17 protein-coding genes are annotated in these 17,546 nt (G+C 52.2%); 15 read left to right on the forward strand and 2 right to left on the reverse strand.

The features are described from left to right. Window positions 1–31: 31 nt before the first annotated feature. From NSU01_RS08285 to ilvB, 8 genes are all read left to right on the forward strand, one after another. Window positions 32–490, forward strand: coding sequence for a GAF domain-containing protein (locus NSU01_RS08285; RefSeq protein ID WP_076242507.1), 459 nt, complete (start codon window positions 32–34; stop codon window positions 488–490). Continuing rightward, on the forward strand, window positions 490–1,533 hold the full coding sequence (locus tag NSU01_RS08290) for a sensor histidine kinase (RefSeq protein ID WP_042134710.1): 1,044 nt from the start codon (window positions 490–492) through the stop codon (window positions 1,531–1,533). Before NSU01_RS08285 ends, NSU01_RS08290 begins: the two co-directional genes overlap by 1 nt. 28 nt (window positions 1,534–1,561) lie before the next feature. Further along, window positions 1,562–2,209 (forward strand): response regulator transcription factor, encoded by a 648-nt coding sequence (locus NSU01_RS08295; protein WP_039308190.1) that lies wholly within the window; start codon window positions 1,562–1,564, stop codon window positions 2,207–2,209. 23 nt (window positions 2,210–2,232) lie between these two features. Next, on the forward strand, window positions 2,233–2,760 hold the full coding sequence (locus tag NSU01_RS08300) for a hemerythrin domain-containing protein (protein WP_076242508.1): 528 nt from the start codon (window positions 2,233–2,235) through the stop codon (window positions 2,758–2,760). A gap of 578 nt (window positions 2,761–3,338) precedes the next feature. After that, window positions 3,339–4,829: a nitrate/nitrite transporter gene (locus NSU01_RS08305; RefSeq protein WP_076242509.1), complete on the forward strand. Its 1,491-nt coding sequence runs from the start codon at window positions 3,339–3,341 to the stop codon at window positions 4,827–4,829. Window positions 4,830–4,923: 94 nt separating this feature from the next. Then, on the forward strand, window positions 4,924–6,174 hold the full coding sequence (gene glp, locus NSU01_RS08310) for a gephyrin-like molybdotransferase Glp (protein ID WP_076242510.1): 1,251 nt from the start codon (window positions 4,924–4,926) through the stop codon (window positions 6,172–6,174). A gap of 24 nt (window positions 6,175–6,198) precedes the next feature. After that, window positions 6,199–7,215 (forward strand): GTP 3',8-cyclase MoaA, encoded by a 1,017-nt coding sequence (moaA, locus tag NSU01_RS08315; RefSeq protein WP_076242511.1) that lies wholly within the window; start codon window positions 6,199–6,201, stop codon window positions 7,213–7,215. Between the two features lie 84 nt (window positions 7,216–7,299). Then, window positions 7,300–8,976 (forward strand): biosynthetic-type acetolactate synthase large subunit, encoded by a 1,677-nt coding sequence (gene ilvB, locus NSU01_RS08320; RefSeq protein ID WP_076242512.1) that lies wholly within the window; start codon window positions 7,300–7,302, stop codon window positions 8,974–8,976. Between the two features lie 86 nt (window positions 8,977–9,062). Here ilvB and NSU01_RS08325 read toward each other — a convergent pair whose 3' ends face one another. Then, on the reverse strand, window positions 9,063–9,776 hold the full coding sequence (locus NSU01_RS08325; RefSeq protein ID WP_076242513.1) for a YwiC-like family protein: 714 nt from the start codon (window positions 9,774–9,776) through the stop codon (window positions 9,063–9,065). A gap of 169 nt (window positions 9,777–9,945) precedes the next feature. Between NSU01_RS08325 and mobB the strand changes: the two genes are divergently transcribed. From mobB to NSU01_RS08340, 3 genes are read left to right on the forward strand one after another with little or no spacing between them, the layout of a single operon-like run. Continuing rightward, window positions 9,946–10,500 carry a molybdopterin-guanine dinucleotide biosynthesis protein B gene (gene mobB / locus NSU01_RS08330; RefSeq protein WP_231575403.1) on the forward strand — a complete coding sequence of 185 codons (555 nt, stop codon included), beginning with the start codon at window positions 9,946–9,948 and terminating at the stop codon, window positions 10,498–10,500. A 37-nt stretch (window positions 10,501–10,537) separates the two neighbouring features. Further along, complete coding sequence (locus tag NSU01_RS08335) at window positions 10,538–11,152, forward strand: molybdenum cofactor guanylyltransferase (RefSeq protein ID WP_179093410.1); 615 nt, start codon at window positions 10,538–10,540, stop codon at window positions 11,150–11,152. Between the two features lie 4 nt (window positions 11,153–11,156). Beyond that, a complete protein-coding gene (locus tag NSU01_RS08340) occupies window positions 11,157–11,642 on the forward strand; it encodes a molybdenum cofactor biosynthesis protein MoaE (RefSeq protein WP_042134724.1) in 486 nt (161 codons plus the stop codon). 157 nt (window positions 11,643–11,799) lie between these two features. Here NSU01_RS08340 and NSU01_RS08345 read toward each other — a convergent pair whose 3' ends face one another. Beyond that, on the reverse strand, window positions 11,800–13,290 hold the full coding sequence (locus NSU01_RS08345) for a glycoside hydrolase family 43 protein (protein WP_042134726.1): 1,491 nt from the start codon (window positions 13,288–13,290) through the stop codon (window positions 11,800–11,802). 166 nt (window positions 13,291–13,456) lie between these two features. Between NSU01_RS08345 and NSU01_RS08350 the strand changes: the two genes are divergently transcribed. From NSU01_RS08350 to NSU01_RS08365, 4 genes are all read left to right on the forward strand, one after another. Next, window positions 13,457–14,362, forward strand: a complete 906-nt coding sequence (locus NSU01_RS08350; RefSeq protein ID WP_042134728.1) for an ArsR family transcriptional regulator — start codon at window positions 13,457–13,459, stop codon at window positions 14,360–14,362. Between the two features lie 107 nt (window positions 14,363–14,469). Continuing rightward, window positions 14,470–15,177: a DNA alkylation repair protein gene (locus tag NSU01_RS08355; protein WP_076242515.1), complete on the forward strand. Its 708-nt coding sequence runs from the start codon at window positions 14,470–14,472 to the stop codon at window positions 15,175–15,177. A gap of 671 nt (window positions 15,178–15,848) precedes the next feature. Next, on the forward strand, window positions 15,849–16,406 hold the full coding sequence (locus NSU01_RS08360) for a sigma-70 family RNA polymerase sigma factor (RefSeq protein WP_231575308.1): 558 nt from the start codon (window positions 15,849–15,851) through the stop codon (window positions 16,404–16,406). Further along, the gene (locus NSU01_RS08365) at window positions 16,388–17,521 is read left to right on the forward strand and encodes a DUF4367 domain-containing protein (RefSeq protein WP_042134734.1); all 1,134 of its coding nucleotides are present in this window, start codon (window positions 16,388–16,390) and stop codon (window positions 17,519–17,521) included. Before NSU01_RS08360 ends, NSU01_RS08365 begins: the two co-directional genes overlap by 19 nt. Window positions 17,522–17,546 lie beyond the last annotated feature (25 nt).

Raw genomic sequence — 17,546 nt, forward strand, 5'->3', positions numbered from 1 at the left:
TTCTTTCCCTGTTCAAATGAGGAGAGAAACGATGAACAATAAGGTGGATTACCAAATCGAGCTTGACCGGATGCGCTTAGCTTTGGGATATGACTTCATGTCGCTGGCTTTTGCTGAACCGGCGGAATATGACTATGTCATCCGGTGGAAATACGCCTCAGGGAACACAACGGACCGTTACAAACGGATTGTCCTTCAATCCGGCAGAGGGATTGCCGGCATCGTGTTCAAGACCGGCAAGCCTTTCTTAATCCCGTCTGTGCAGACAGATGTGCAGCCGGACACCTTGTTTAACTATCCCATTACCAAGATGGAGAATCTGAGCAGCATAGGGGCTGTGCCGGTGTGGAATGATGCCCGTGTTGCAGGCGTGCTTCTTGGCGGTTTCAGGGGCGAACGGCAGGTAAGCCCTGACATGCTGGGGGACCTGGACAGGGCAGCGCGTAAGGGGATTGGAGACTTGAACGGAAAGGAATTGTTGCTCAGTTGATGACACCCGGAACGGATCTGCAGAGTCTGCTCATGACAAAGCTGTTTGAGAACAGCTCGGAGGCGATGTTCTTTTTTGACCGGCAAGGGAAAGCCCTGGCCATGAATCCGGCTGCCGAGAACATCGTGGACAAGGATATTCTGAAGCAGCTGTATCAGGGGAATCCTGAGGCGCTTTGCGGGACCTGCCGGGGATACACGAGTGAGACGGAGCTCCGTACCTGCCTCAATTGTTATTTTCATACACCGGACTCCGAGGAGTTCACCTCATACCAGGTATATCTGGAGACGAAGGATAAGGGGATTGTCCCTTATGCCGCCACCTTTCACACCATAGATGACGAGAAGGGTATCAGAGTATTTATGCTTAGGGATCTGACCAGACAGTTCAAGACGCAAGAGAAGTTCTACCAGAACAAAATGATGAAGCATATCATTGAGGCGCAGGAGAATGAACGCAAGCGGATCTCCCGGGAACTGCATGACAGCGTAGCCCAGGAGCTGATGAGTGCCGTGATTGATCTGCGTGTGCTGAAATATATGACAGCGGATGAGCAGCTGCTGAAGAAGATGAAGCAGACCGAGGTCTCCATGACCCGGCTTCTGAATGATATCCGCAACCTTTCGGTAGAGCTTAGGCCGGCGGCCCTGGATGATTTCGGTCTGGAGGCCGCATTCCGGTCACACTTCAAGCGGGTGGAGCAAACCTATGGCCTGGTGATTGATTATGAGTCCCGGCTCTCCGAGAAACGGTATGGGAGTGAGATCGAAACCGTCATGTACCGTGTGTGCCAGGAGGCGGTGCTGAACGCCCTGAAGTATGCGCAGGTTGACAGTGTTAAAGTTTCCCTTACCGAAAAGGACGGCGTACTGCTGCTTCGGGTAGAGGATAAGGGAACCGGCTTTAATCAGGGTGACGAGCCGGATGGAACCGGACTTGGCCTGTTTGGCATGCAGGAGCGGGCGGAGCTGGTGGGCGGCACCTTCAGCGTAGATTCAGAGATAGGCAGGGGTACGGTGATTATTTTACAGGTGCCTGTATGATTTGCGCGAGGAAAGGAATGAGCTTCTGATGAAGATCGTCATTGCAGACGACCATGCGATCGTACGCAGCGGATTCTCCATGATTCTCAATTTTCAGAATGACATTGAAGTGATCGGGGCGGCGGCAGACGGCAGGGAAGCTTACACCATGGTAGCCAAATTCCGGCCGGACATTCTGATTATGGATTTAAGCATGCCCCCGGGTGAGAGCGGGCTGACCGCTACCGGCAAGATTAAAGAGGATTACCCCGATACCAAAATCCTGATTCTGACGATGCATGATGATGATGAATATCTCTTCCATGTGCTGAAGAACGGGGCCTCCGGTTATGTGCTCAAGAGTGCGCCGGACGAGGAGCTGCTGCTGGCCATCCGGACCATTTATGAAGGCGGCACCTATATTCATCCCAAGATGGCAACCTCGCTGGTCCGTGAGTTCATTAAGCAGGATAAAACGGCAGGCACAGAGGATCTGTTCGAGCTGTTATCCAAGCGGGAGCTGGAGATCCTGCCGCTCATCGCCAAGGGATACGGGAACAAGGAAATCGCCGAGAAGCTGTTCATTTCAGTGAAAACAGTGGAAGCCCACAAGGCGAAAATTATGGAGAAATTAAACCTTAAGAGCCGGCCCGAGCTGGTCGAGTATGCTTTGAGGAAAAAAATGCTGGATTTCTGACCGGCGAATGGAGGTAAGCCTTGATGCCGGAACATGCAGGGCTCAAGTTTACGGTGCCCGCCATGCGCATTCTTGAGAATGAACACCGCTATTTATCCTTTCTGATGGAAGAATGGCATGAGATCGTACTTTGGTTTGAGAGGGAGCAGCCCGCTCCGGAAGAAGCCAGGGCTCAGCTTCATAAGCTGCGTAAGGCGGTTCTGGAGTTTACGGGCCCGCTGAAGAAGCATACCGTGAAGGAAGAAACGCATTTTTTTCCGCTGCTGGGCCGTTACATCGGTTTTGAACAAGGGCCGCTGGTCGGCCTCCAGGAGGAGCACCGCGAGATTGAATGGTATATTGGACATTTCCTGCATCACACAGAGGGCAATGCCGAACTGATGACGTTTGAGGATATCCGTGCTGCGGTGAAGGATGCAGGGGAAGCCTTTGAGGTGCTGACGGTACACTTTGTCAAAGAAGAGGCGGTTATCTTTCCGATGGCCGAGCACCAGCTTAGCACGAAGGACAAAGAGCGGTTAAGCCAACAGCTGAATACGCTTATTACGTGAGAATGCATGAATAGGCTGCTCCTATGTGGGGCGGCTTTTTTAGTGCACAGGAAATTAGACAACAAGAAATGTGGATAAATCGGGGGAGGCAGATTAAGTCACTTGTAACAGCATGGGTTAGGTTTAAATGCAGCTTCTTCCGAAAATAATTGGATTTTCTCCACTTGTTAGTGAACAAAGCCTACCCTGTCAAACAGCAGTTGGAAAAACAGCACTTAATATGCTGCAAACAGTCAGATTAGAGGAAATAAATAAAATTAAGTGACGTTTATCCAACTAATTCCTTTACATGATCCGGAATAATAAAATTAAGATACGTTTTTCCAACTAATGTAACAGAGGCCGAAGTCCGAAGAAGGCGAAAGAGAATATGTAAGATGTTTCGTTTGTGGCAGGAGTTGCAGGAGTGAATAAGGTCTGGAGCAATGCCCCGCTGTGCGGGGTTATTTTTTTTAGGGTTTCCCCTGTCAGGGAAAGGGGACTCCCCTATATCTGAGCCGGGGGACCGGCGGATACAATGAGTACAGGAAGTATTCATACGAATAATCAAGAGAATAAACGGCGAAAAGGTGAGTCGAATGATTAAAAAAGTGCAATTGCCGCTACAAACCTTAAACTTGATTACCGGATTCATGGTGTGGGTGATCATCTCTTCCCTGATGCCCTTTATTTCCGAGGACATCAGCATCCCTCCGGGAAGACTTGCGATGGTCACAGCGATTCCGGTGGTGCTTGGCTCGATTCTAAGAATTCCTTTGGGCTATTATGCGAACATTCTGGGAGCACGCATTATTTTTATGTCCAGCTTTATCCTGCTGTTGTTTCCGGTCTACTTCATCAGTGAAGCGTCCACGGTTACTCACTTGATTATCGGAGGCCTGTTCCTTGGAATCGGCGGGGCCGTATTCTCGGTGGGGGTGACCTCTCTGCCGAAATATTTCCCCAAAGATAAGCATGGTCTGATCAACGGAATCTACGGGATCGGGAATATCGGCACGGCGGTCACAACCTTCTCGGCTCCGATGGTGGCAGCACAGATAGGCTGGGCCCCTGCGGTGAAAATGTATCTGATTCTGCTGCTGGTGTTCATCGCCTTGAATTTCTTCTTCGGGGACCGTCATGAGCCTAAGCTCAAAACACCGATTATCGAGCAAATCAAAGGCGTATCCAAAAATGAGAAGCTCTGGCTGTTCTCCTTGTTCTATTTCATTACCTTTGGCTCCTTTGTGGCCTTCACGATTTATCTGCCTAACTTTCTGGTATCGAATTTCGGTCTGGACAAGGTGGATGCCGGGATGCGCACAGCCGGCTTCATCGCCGTTGCGACCTTCTTCCGTCCGGTAGGCGGCTGGTTTGCCGACAAGTTCCAGCCGTTGTTCCTGCTTACCGGCACATTCAGTATCTATACAATTGCAGCTATTATCCTGGCCTTTATGCCAGATATGGGATTATATACAGCCGGATGCCTTGCGATTGCGTTCAGTGCAGGAATCGGTAACGGAGTCATTTTCAAATTAGTTCCGCTGTACTTCAATAAGCAGGCGGGTGTCGCGAACGGAATTGTATCGATGATGGGCGGCCTGGGCGGCTTTTTCCCTCCGATCATGCTGTCGGTGATTTATTCGGCGACCGGGCAATATTCCATCGGGTTCATGCTGCTCTCCCAGGTGGCGCTGGCCAGTCTGGTGCTGGTCGTGTGGCTCTATTTCCAGGACCGGCTTGCGCTTACCTCTGAAGTGTTCAATTCTACCGGACAGGGGATTCTGGTTACCGATGTTTCCGGTTTGATTAAGACCGTCAATCCGGCCTTCACGAAGCTCACCGGCTATACGGAAGACGAGGTTCTCGGCAGACAGCCCAGCATTCTCAAGTCAGGCCGCCAATCCAAAGAATTCTACCGCGTCATGTGGGGGGAGGTCAGGGAGACGGGAATGTGGCAGGGTGAAATCTGGAACAGGCGCAAGAACGGGGAAGAGTATCTGCAGTGGCTGAACATCAGCGCTGTGAAGGATGACACCGGCGAGGATGTCCGGTATGTAGGCACATTCAGCGATATTACGCAGAAATAACCGGAGGAAGTGGCGTTGAACCGCTGCAGCCAATCCCTTTCCATACAGGACGGCATAGCCGATTCTACTGGGTCCGGCATCAAGTTAGGAGCAGATGAAGGTGGAAAAGACCAGAAATCCGGTTACCGTGGCGGAGGCTGTATTCCGGGTAACCGAAAGAGTGTGCTGCACAGGTACAGAAAGAGTGCCGCTTGCCGCAAGCTATGGACGCATCCTGGCGGAGCCGTTGACGGCAACCCATGATGTTCCGCATTTTACGCGGTCCCCCTATGACGGGTATGCAATTGCTTCGGCAGATTCAGTTGGTGCTTCCGGCAACAGCCGGATCAGCTTCACGGTTGTAGATCATATCGGCGCAGGGGAGATATCTCAGGTTACGCTTGGGGCATTCGAAGCCGTCCGTCTGATGACGGGAGCCGCGCTGCCGGCGGGTGCAGATGCGGTAGTCATGTTCGAACAGGCCTCGGAAGCGGGCCGGACGTTTACCATCCGCAAAGCCTTTGCCCCGCAGGAGAATCTGTCCCTGCAGGGTGAAGATATGCGGTCAGGAGAAAGGATCGTTCCGGCAGGCAGCTTCATTCATCCCGGAACTGTGGCGCTGCTGGCTACCTTCGGGTACGGGGAGGTGCGGGTCGGCAAGCGGCCGGTTGTAGGCATATTGTCAACGGGAACCGAGCTGCTGGAGGTGACGGCTCCGCTCGTACCCGGTAGAATCCGCAACAGCAACGGGCCGATGATCGCTGCCCAGCTCGCCCGGATGGGGATCCCTTACCGGATGTACGATACGGCAGCGGACAAGTTGGAAGAATGCCTGCTGACGGTCCGGCAGGCGATGACAGAAACAGACTGCCTGATCACCACAGGCGGCGTATCCGTCGGCGACTATGACTACTTGCCGGAAATATACAAGCGCCTCGGGGCCGATGTACTGTTCAACAAGGTGGCGATGCGTCCGGGCAGCGTGACTACAGTCGCAGTTGCCGGGGAGAAGTGCCTGTTCGGATTGTCCGGCAATCCGTCTGCGTGCTTCACAGGCTTCGAGCTGTTTGTCAGACCCGCCCTGCTAACGATGATGGGGGCAGATAAAGTCTATCTGCCGCGTACGACAGCAATACTGGCAGAGGATTTCCCGAAGGCCAATCCGTTCACCCGGTTTATCCGGGCTGTTCATGACCGGACCTCGGTGCGTCCTGCCGGCTTCAATAAATCAAATGCGGTATCCTCCATCGCACGCGGGAATTCGCTGATTGTGCTGCCGGGCGGGACAAGAGGTTATGCTGCAGGGGATCCTGTGGATGTACTGCTCCTCGGCGTTGAAGAAGGTACGGACGAATGGGTGCTGTAAGCTTACCGGAAGGGGGATAGACATATGACTGCTCATCCATTGCAGGACCAGCTGCGGCGGCCGATTCATGATTTGCGGATTTCGGTAACAGACCGGTGTAATTTCCGCTGTTCCTACTGCATGCCGAAGGAAGTGTTCGGAGAGGATTATGCCTTCCTCCCGGCAAGCGGGCTGCTTACCTTTGCTGAAATTCTCCGGCTGACGAAGCTCTTCGTCTCCCTTGGCGTAAGCAAAATCAGGCTTACCGGAGGCGAGCCGCTCATGCGGCGGAGCCTGCCCGAGCTTGTTGCCGGAATCCGCGCTATAAGTGGTGTCGAAGATATGGGGCTGACGACCAACGGGGTACTGCTGGGGGGGCAGGCAATGCCGCTCTATGCTGCGGGACTCCGCAGGCTGAATGTCAGCCTGGATGCTCTGGAGCCTGAGCTGTTCGGCAGAATGAACGGGCGGGGTTACAAGCCTGGAGCGATTTTAAGGCATATTGATTATGCCATAGCAGCCGGCTTTGAGGTCAAAGTAAACATGGTGGTACAAAGAGGGGTGAACGAATCGGAGATTGTGCCGATGGCGGCCTACTTCAAGGATAGAAATATAACGCTGCGCTTCATCGAATTCATGGATGCCGGCAACGACAACGGCTGGAGCTATGAGAAGGTCGTTACCAAACAAGAAATTCTGGAGCGCCTCCAGGGTACATTTGTGCTGGAAGCCCTGGAGCACCATTATTTCGGCGAGGTTGCGCAGCGTTATGGCTACAAAGGAAGTCAGGCGCAGATCGGCTTTATCACTTCCGTATCCGAATCCTTCTGCTCCTCCTGCACGCGGGCCCGGCTGTCTTCCGACGGCAAGCTGTATACCTGCCTGTTCGCATCGGACGGCTTTGATCTCAGGGCAATGCTCCGCAGCGGTGCGGATGATCAACATCTGCTGGCTGCCATCAGGGACGTCTGGGAGAAGCGCGCTGACCGCTATTCCGATGAGCGGACAGAACAGAGCGCGGGGAGCAGAACCAAGATCGGCATGTCCTATATTGGAGGTTAAGCACAGAACGCATTATTCAGCGGTTGAGCGGGCAGGAATGCAGCCTGTAACTACATTATATATGACGGGAGACGAACTGAACTTATGAACGGAGCACAGCTGCTGATTGAGATGCTGATCGAGAAAAAGATTGAGACCCTGTTCGGCTACCCCGGCGGTGCCGTATTGCCTTTATACGACGCGCTGTATGATTGTGACCGGATTCAGCATGTGCTGGTCAGACATGAACAGGCTGCGGTCCATGCTGCGGACGGATACGCAAGAGCGACGGGACGCCCGGGGGTAGCCCTTGTTACCAGCGGTCCTGGAGCAACCAATGCCGTCACCGGAATTGCTACCGCCTTCATGGATTCGGTTCCGTTAATTGTCCTTACCGGCCAGGTATCCACCGAGCTTATTGGTCTGGACAGCTTTCAGGAAGTGGATATTTACGGAATGACGATGCCGGTTACGAAACACAATTATATCGTTAGGGAGATCAAGGAGCTTCCAAGAATTATACATGAGGCGTTCCATGTGGCGACAACAGGACGGCCCGGTCCGGTTCTGATCGATCTGCCGAAAAATGTCATGAATGCGGAATTCACTGCAGCAGGTGACTTCTCCGTTCAGTCCTCCCCGCCGGTTATCCGGGGGTACCAGACCGATTATTTCATAGATCCTGCGGATATTCAGCTGGCGGCAGAGCGGCTGAACCGTGCGCAGCGGCCGCTTGTGCTTATTGGCGGAGGCTGTATTCAAGGGGAGACCCCGGCACTCCTGAAGGAATTCGCCGAGCAGCTGGGACTTCCTGTAGCCAGCACGCTGATGGGCCTCGGAGCTTTCCCGTCCGGACACTCCCTGCATCTGGGCATGGTCGGGATGCATGGAACAGTGGCTGCCAACCGTGCACTCCAGGGTGCTGACGTTGTGCTGTGTCTCGGTGTGCGGTTCAGTGACCGGGTAACGGGCAACCGTAAGGCGTTCTCGCCGGGTTCCTATAAAATTCAAGTAGATCTGGATACCTCCGAGCTGAACAAGAACATTCCCATAGATCTTGCGGTCACCGGTTCTTGTGCAGATTTCCTTAGCGGATTACGGGGACAAGTACAGGCAGCGGAGCATTCCGCCTGGGATCAGCAGATCATGGCCTGGCTGAAGCGTCCGGTGAAATCAGGCAAGGGCCAGGATGCCAAGATGACTCCCCAGGAGGTTATCAGATGCATTCAAAAGGCTACAGCGGGCGATGCGATTATAGCCACAGATGTCGGCCAGCATCAGATATGGACGGCTACGCATTACGAGTTCTCGGAAGCACGGTCGTTCCTGACCTCCGGCGGACTGGGCACCATGGGGTACGGCTTGCCTGCTGCAATCGGCGCCGCTGTTGCTTTTCCTGACCGCCATGTGGTTTGTATTACAGGCGACGGAAGCTTTCAGATGAATATGCAGGAGATTATGACGGCTGTTGATCATGGGCTGAACGTCAAGGTTGCGATCTTTAAGAACGGGTATCTGGGGATGGTAAGACAGTGGCAGCAGCTGTTTCTGGGCCGGCGGTATTCCTCGGTGCGGATCAGCTCGCCGGATTTTGTCGCTTTGGCGGAGTCCTTCGGCGCCCACGGGTTCCGGGCACACACGCTTGCTGAAGCGGAGCAGATTATTGAACTTGCGCTGCATACGGAGGGGCTTGTTGTTATGGAGTTCGATATTACCGAGGAGAGCAATGTATACCCCATTGTGCCGCCGGGATCGAGCAATCAGGATATGATTGTGGAATAGCATTACGCAGCAATAAGGAAGCTCCTCTACCGTGATTACCGGCAGAAGAGCTTCCTGATTTTATACGTTTGGGGTTATTTTATACGCTAGAAGTAGAGCACAAGCACAGACACATATAACATAACGGAGAAGCCGATCTCGATGATTCCGGTACGTTTGGCAGTGATGCCCGTCTTAGGCAGGATGGCCGCCCGCAGGAGCAGGATCAGCAGCGGAACCAGCAAAGACGGAAACAGGAAGAGTCCGGCTGCTGCAACCAGCAGATGATAGAGCACCGATCCGTAATAGAAGCGGTTATTGTTCCGTTCACGGATGACGGTTTTGACATATAATGCGGTTCCTGTGAAGTACAGCACGGCCAGCACGAACAGCTCGGTCGCAGTCTGCCAGCTCCCGCCCTGACCGACATAGAAGACCGGATAGATGATCAGGCAGAAGGCCACTATGGCCGAGATGTCATTGAGCAGGGCCCGTTCATTTTTGGTTCTGGCATAATAGAGATTCACAGCGAACAAAGGCACGAGCGGCAGAACAAACCATAACAGCACAGGTTCAGCTGCCACCAGATAGATGATCAAAGGGAGCAGCAGAATGCCATACAGCTTCAAGGGCTGGGCATAACGCTTGAATTTCCTTGTCTTCACCCCCTGCAGCAAAGGAAAGCTGAACAAATAGATCAGCAGCCAGCAGACAAACAGCGGAATATGTATAAGCTGCCCCCGGGATGCGGCTACCCCGAACAGAAAGGGCAGAACGAGCATCGCCCAGGCGCCGTGTTGGTTAGGGATATATTTCTTCATACTAAACATGACCTCCTACCCTGAACTATCATGGCATGTGAGGATGCCAGACTCCTTAACTATACTTTTTTTGATGGGGGACGCGGGTGATTTGAAGCACAAGATATGCGCTGCTCCCCAGGGTTATCACTGAACGTTATTATGACGAAGGAGAGGCTGCAACGTGACTATGGAATCTCATCATGCAGCAGTACGCGGACCGGTTCCTGTACTGCAAATTGTCGGTTATAAGAATAGCGGAAAAACAACCCTGGCCTGCCGTTTAATCCGCGCCTTATCCGCCCGTGGGCTGCGTGTCGGGTCGGCCAAACATGATGCCCACCACTTTGAATTGGATGATCCGGGCACAGACAGCAGCAAGCATCTGCTGCACGGTGCAGTTGAAGCTGTACTGACCTCGTCAGAAGCTACAAGAATCATGCGGAAATCCGAAACCTCATTGGAAGATATCGCAGCGTCTATGTACGGTAAGGTTGATCTGCTGGTTGCAGAAGGCTTCAAGTCTGCGGATTATCCCAAAATCGCATTGATCCGCAATGCAGACGAGATGAGCCTGCTGCGAAACCAGACTGCGAATATATGCCTATGGCTGAGCTGGGAGGAGAACGCGGTTGAGCATCGTGCAGCCTCTCCGGTCAGCCCGAATACTATCCCTGTACTGCCGCTGCAGGATCAAGTGCTTGTTGATGAAGAAGTTCTTTCTCTGGCTTATTCACTTCTCTAATCAAATGGAGCCGGAATACTTACGGGAGGTGCTTGATTTGCTGACTGGAATCATACTGGCAGGCGGACAGAATTCCCGGATGAAGGGCCGGAATAAAGCGCTCCTGACCTATCAAGGGGAGCGTTTCGTGGATAGACAGCTGAAGGAAATGCGAACCGTCTGCTCTAAAATAATTGTTGTTACGAACGATGCTTCTCCGTACATGGACTACCCTCCCCAAGGAGATATCCGGTATATTCCGGACATCTGTGCGGGGCTTGGACCGCTGAGCGGGTTTCATGCTGCTTTTGCCGGGGTGGAGACGGAATATGCCTGGGTTGTGGGCTGTGATCTCCCTAAGATTTCCGCTCCCGCCGCTTCGTGGATGCTTACCCGGCTCATGGAAGAGGACTATGAGGCTGTTCTTCCCCTGATGAATGGCAAACATCAGATGCTCCATGGAGTATACCGGCCGCACCGGATCCTGGCAGATATTATTGAAAGACTGGATACACGGCAGTACCGGCTATCCGGATTATTAGATTCGATGCACTGGTTAGGGGTAGACAAGGACGATCTTGCTGGTGCGGGTATACATGAGGATTTCACTGCAGATATTGATACACCTGAGCAATATAAGGACTTGCTGCACGCAGATATGGAAAGGGAGTGATCACTTGGGCAGTGCATTATTCGAAATTACAGACAACCCGATTCAGCCGCAGGCGGTCTCTGATAAAGTTCTGCGGAGAGAAGCGGGAGCGGTCACTTTATTCATAGGTACGGTAAGGGAGCTCACGCAGGGTAAGCGGACATTATATCTTGAATATGAAGCGTATCCGCTTATGGCGCTCACGCAATTGGAACGCATCGGGCAGGAGGTCAGAGAACGCTGGCCGGATACCAGGGTTGCTGTGACACATCGGGTAGGAAAGCTTGAAATTATGGATATCGCTGTGGTGATCGCTGTATCTTCTCCGCACCGTAAGGCTGCTTACGAAGCGAATGAATATGTGATAGACCGGATTAAACAGATTGTACCGATCTGGAAAAAAGAAACGGGCGAAGACGGCAAAGCATGGATTGGCGACCAGCTGAATCAATGTGCTTATCCGGAAGGGCGGCCCCTCTTGCCGGATATTCCTGTGGAAGACAGGAAGTAAAGAAGCCGCAATTCACTATCTGATGAACTATCGGATCGCTGATCTGAATGCATTAAGGGAGCTCCCGTAACGGGGCTCCCTGTTTTTGGGTATTCCGGATATACACAAAGCGGTGCAGAGATAGAGCGCGGATACCCGCAGGCTCTGCTTCTGCTTGTTACACATACTCGCACTTAAACTCCGTGAACTCCGCCGATGAACCTTCCCCGCATGCATACAGTCCGATCAGGACACCCGTGAATCCTCCGGCAACCTCGGAAGAGAGGTATCTGGTCTGGGCCGACCCGAGGGGGATTTCCCCGTGTTCATTACTAATGAAGAAGCTGTAGCGCTCCTTACCGGATTTGATCAACAGCGTGGCCTGATTGCTACTGCCCAGAGCCACTTCATGCTGGATGGATTTTACATCTCCAATATTGAGGCGCTCGATCACCCGGTACTGCGCTTCGTCTTGGCGGATTGCCAGATCATAATGATGATTCTCGTCCATATAGAGCGTGATGCCGGCTTCTCCGCCTGTCAGCGTTATGTTGCAGGTAATCACCGCGTCGAAATCCCGTTGGCGGAGGCCTATAAAGGTCGGGGATGCCGGAACATCCAGCGTTACCTCTGTACCTCGTAACGTCAGCTTGTCTTGTCCCAGTAGATAATTCTCTGTGGCCGGATGGCGGAGATAAGCCCAGTCCAGATTCCAGCCGGTATTCTCAAAAGTATAGCTCTTCTTCTCCTGCTGAACCACCGTGTCCGGAATGCGGTCAGTCTCGAAGCTCAGAAGCACCGTTCCGTTATGCCCGGCTGTGAACCAGCCGTCTTCGCCGAAGGTCACCGGAGTCAGGAACACTTCCCGGCCCAGATGGTGGTAAGTGAGCCAGCGTCCGGTTTGCCGGAATCCCAGATGCAAGAGCCACCAGTTCCCTGCGTCATCCTGGATCAGATCGCTGTGCCCGACACCCTGCAGCTCGTAACCGCCCAGATTGCGGTTGGTCAGGACAGGATTCTCCGCATAGGCCTCGAATGGGCCGGAAGGGGAAGTCCCCCGCGCATAAGTCGCCATATGTCCGTATTCGGTTCCGCCTTCGGCTGCGAGCAGGTAGTAGTACCCGTTGATTTTATAGAGATGAGGGCTTTCCAGATAACGTCCGCCCGTTCCCTGCCAGATAGACTGGCTCGGCGATAGCTTGCTGCCTGTCTCAATGTTAATTTCACACTGAATCACACCTGGAGTGCCGTTATCGTCCAACCCGTTGCTCATAAACAAAGTCTTGCCGTCTTCAAAATACAAATCCGGATCGATTCCGCCCTGATCGACATAGACCGGTTCCGACCATTCGCCGTAAATATCGTCCGTCCAGACATAGAAGTTCTGGCGGGTCGTGTCATTGGTAGTCACCATGTAGAAGCAGCCGTTATTGTGGCGGATGGTAGGGGCGAACACGCCGCCGGAGCTGCTCACCGTACCCAGCTGGATCTGGCTCTCGCGGGTCAGGCAATGGCCGATTTGCTTCCAGTTAAGCAGGTCTGTGCTCTCGAAGATAGGCACTCCAGGGAAATACTGAAAGGAGCTGCAGACCATATAATAGATGCCGTCTACTTTGCATACGCTGGGGTCAGGGTAGAAGCCTTTGATTACGGGATTGTTGTATTTCATACATACACCTCTTCTATAAATTCATATATATATAAATTCAATATGATCACTTCTAAGGAAATTAAACACCAACTTGAGATTCATAGCAATAGATTAAGCTTGTCTGCGGGATTTAAATCGGTTAAATTAATAGAAATATGAATTCAGTGATCAGGAGATAATCATGATGATAAAAGCGGACGGGAAACCGGAGTACATGCCTTTATACGAGGCGCTGGCCAGTGAAGTCAGGTGGAGAATTATGAGCCTTATTGCCGAGCGTGAAATGAATGTGAAGGATATCGCGGATAAGCTTGCGCTCAGCCCGTCCATCGTCACCCTGCACATCCGGAAGCTCGAAGCCGCCGGGCTGACGGGGAGCCGCAGGGTCCGGCTGAACGGGGGAACGCATAAGCTGTGCTTCCTCAAAGCAGCAAGCATTGATATCCAGCTGCCGTCTGCCCGCAAGGACGCGAAGATGCTCGAGCAGAGTATTTCTGTGGGTCATTATACGGCGTTTGAAGTTCATCCAACCTGCGGGCTGGGTACACATGAGATGGAGATCGGGGTGTGGGATGATCCGCGTTATTTTTTGGATCCCGAGCGGGTTAACGCCGCTATTCTATGGTTTGGCAGAGGATACGTGGAGTATAAAATGCCCAACTATCTGGCCGCCGGACAGACGGCGGACTTCCTTGAAATTTCCATGGAGCTGGCTTCGGAAGCGCCCGGCTTAAGGGACGAATGGCCGTCGGATATCGGCTTCACGTTTAACGGTGTGTTCCTTGGAGCCTGGACGAGTCCGGCGGATTTCGGCAGAGCGGCACGCGGCAGATACACGCCCGAATGGTGGCACCGGAATGTGAATCAGTACGGGCTGCTCAAGACGATCCGCATTGACGCTTCGGGTACTTTTATAGATGGAGTGCAGATGTCGGAGGTGACCATTCAGGAGGTGAAGCTGCAGGAGCCGTTCTGGACGCTTCGGTTCACTGTGGACGAGCAGGCAGAACATGTAGGCGGATTGACGCTGTATGGAGCGGGCTTCGGCAATCATGATCAGGATATTGTGGTTCGGGTGTATCTCCGGTAGGTTGCGGCAGAACGGGCAGTACAGTACAATTTCAGTAGCCGGTTATGCCGGTCAGGCTTAAGGGATTACTTTGAAGAGAATACTTCGGATAAAGGGAGTGTTATATAATGAATGCAGAAATGGTCATGCAGGAGCTGGAAGAGCTCGGCAAGGAACGAACCAAGAAAATATACAGCTCGAATGGCGCGCAGGAACCGCTGTTTGGTGTAGCTACCGGGGCGATGAAGCCGATCTTCAAGAAAACTAAAATTAATCAGCCGCTGGCTGAAAAGCTATATGCGACGGGAAATTATGACGCGATGTATTTTGCCGGAATCATTGCCGACCCTAACGGGATGACGGAAGCCGATTATGACCGGTGGATGGACGGGGCTTATTTCTATATGCTGTCTGATTTCGTGGTGGCCGTAACTCTGGCGGAGGCGGATATTGCCCAGCAGGTTGCCGATAAATGGATCGCGAGCGGCGAGGACCTGAGAATGTCGGCGGGCTGGAGCTGTTACTGCTGGCTGCTGGGAAGCCGCCCGGATAAGGAATTCTCTGAGAGCAAGCTGGCGGGTATGCTGGAGCTGGTGAGCAAGAGTATTCATAAGGCGCCGGAGCGTACCAAATATTCAATGAACAACTTCCTGTACACCGTAGCCGTATCCTATTCGCCGCTGCATGACTTGGCGAGTGAGACAGCGAAGAAAGTAGGTCCGGTAGAGGTGGGCAAGGACAAGCCTGCAGGCAAATCCATTAATGCCTACGACAATATTCAAAAGGCGGTCGAAAAAGGCCGCGTCGGATTTAAACGCAAGCATGTGCGGTGCTAGGCGGGTATCCGCTGATTCTGGTATTTTAATTAACATCTGCCTCCTGATGTGGGCAGGTGTTTTTTTTGTTGGCGCGAAGCTCACGATTGTATGCCGTCTGCAAAATACATTCCACTAAAGTTTAACTAACGTTCCACCACGTTAACCCTTTTCCACCCACGTCAACCCTGTTCAGCACATGCTCAACCCACGTTTAACCTGTTTTTTGCGCAGCTGGAATCCGGTTGCCTTAATAATCTTGCACAGAATACAACATTATCCTCTTAATCCCGGCCATAATCGCGAATTGTTGTATAGAATACAATAATGCTCCTCCTCCAAGCGGCTTTTCAGGAAAATTCTTGTATTTCGTACAACAATTCTCCCGAACTCCCCGGTTTTTGGGCGTCTGAGTTGTAGAACGTACAACATTTCCGTGCTAAGCTTCGGCGGCCGCAGCCATTGTCCGAAAGGATGGACGGATTATGCCTGCGGCTGCTCGCCCCGGGAACCGGGGAGCCGCCCGTGTAGTGCTATGGCTGGACCGCTAGTTGTAACGCATGGTTTTTACATAACGAGATCAACAGAGTCTTATCTGTTGGTCTCTTTTTTAACGCCTGAAACGGAAAAAAATGTCACGCAATCCCCTGCTCAAGTGTTATATCTATATTGATAGCAGAAAGGAGACAAACGTGGACTCTATAGAAGAGAAGATCAGGCGGATACAGGCTGGGGAAGCTTCCCTTTTTTCGGATATTATCAGGCTGTACCAGCAGCGCATTTACCTATACTGCTTCCGCTTGCTGAACAACAAGGAAGAGGCCGAGGATGCAGTGCAGGATGTCCTCATCAAGGCTTATCAGAACATCGGGCAGTTCAGGCCGCAGGCGGATTTCGTCTCATGGCTCTACAAGGTCGCTTATCATCATTGCTTAAACCAGCTGCGCCGGCAGAAATTTCAGCATCAGCTGCGGAAATTACTCAGGCAGGAGGTTACGGTGACAAGCGCCGAACAAACACTAGAGAACCGCCTGTTCAGTGAGCCGGTCTCAGCCGCTTTGGAGCAGCTTAATATGGAAGACCGGAATTTATTGATTCTGCGTATTTTTGAAGATAAATCCTTTGCGGAAATCGGAGAGATTCTGGGTGTCAGCACAGCTACGGTACGCAAAAGATATGAACGGACCAGAGGCAAGCTTAAAAAAGCTATCGAGCGGAGGGAGAAACAACTATGGGCAAGGGCGAATTGACCTCAGAAGAGCAATTTGTAAAAGATGGAGATCGTTCTGCTGAATTTCCGCCCGTTGATGTCCATGACCCTGTGATGGAAGCCATCGGGTTCGGTAAGGTACGCCTTACTGCCGATCTGCAGGCATCGCTGCATGATGGGGACGCTCCTGAGATTATGCAGAGGATAGAGACGGTAACCGGGATAAAGCGCAGCCGTAAACGGATATTACGGATTCCGGTTAGAGGCTGGGCAGCAGCGCTAATCCTGATTGTCTTACTGGGAGGCGGCTATTCCCTGTATTCCTCCGTTCCCCGGCAGGCAGCCAAATTCCAATATGAAGTGCAGCCCTATGAGCCGCTTCAGGCGACGGAGGAAGGCGGAACGATAGAAATAATGAAAATGCCTTTAACCCCCGGGCCTGATCTTCCCCAGGCGGAGCCTAGTAAAGAAGATGAGCTGATGAGTGCCAAATATAAGGAAGGCTACGAGGCGATCGGGAAATTATTGCTTCCCGGAGAATACGCTACATTCGTATTAAGACATGAAGGCGGGGACGGACGTTCTCAGATTGGCATATTTAGCCCGCTGATGATATTTACTGACTATTCCAGTTATGTGACCAGTGCAGAGAAGCACACAGCTCCGATTTTGAAGCAGCCTGGATATATGGCGGACGGGTATACTTTTGACCAGGCCTATGTTTCCCCCTCGTTCAAACAGATGAATGAGGAAGAACTGCTTGCCCTGTCCGGCGGAATTGAGCTTGAAGGCGGCTTCCGGGTGACCTGGAGACGGGAGCCTGCGGATAACATTACTTTTGATTCCGCTGCATTGGAGTATAAGAATGGTGAAAGTAAGGTAAGAATTAGCGCCAAACGTATGAAGCAGAATACCGGACCTGTAGAAACTCTGATGTGGACCAAAACTACAAACGTAGAGACCATTCATGTCAACGGAAAGCAGCTGATTTATCTTGAACCCTCCAATAACGAAGATTTCAAAATAGGCTATAAGTATAGACTTATCTGGGCTGATCCGGAAACGCGGATGATCTATGATGTGACTGCCCCACCGGAGAATACCACATTAACCAAAGATGACATTATCCATATTGCTGCCGGTATGATGAATTAAGTATTTGCAAATAGAGAAAGGTGGA

The sequence above is a fragment of the Paenibacillus sp. FSL H8-0259 genome (assembly GCF_037963255.1).
GTDB lineage: Bacteria > Bacillota > Bacilli > Paenibacillales > Paenibacillaceae > Paenibacillus_AQ > Paenibacillus_AQ phytohabitans.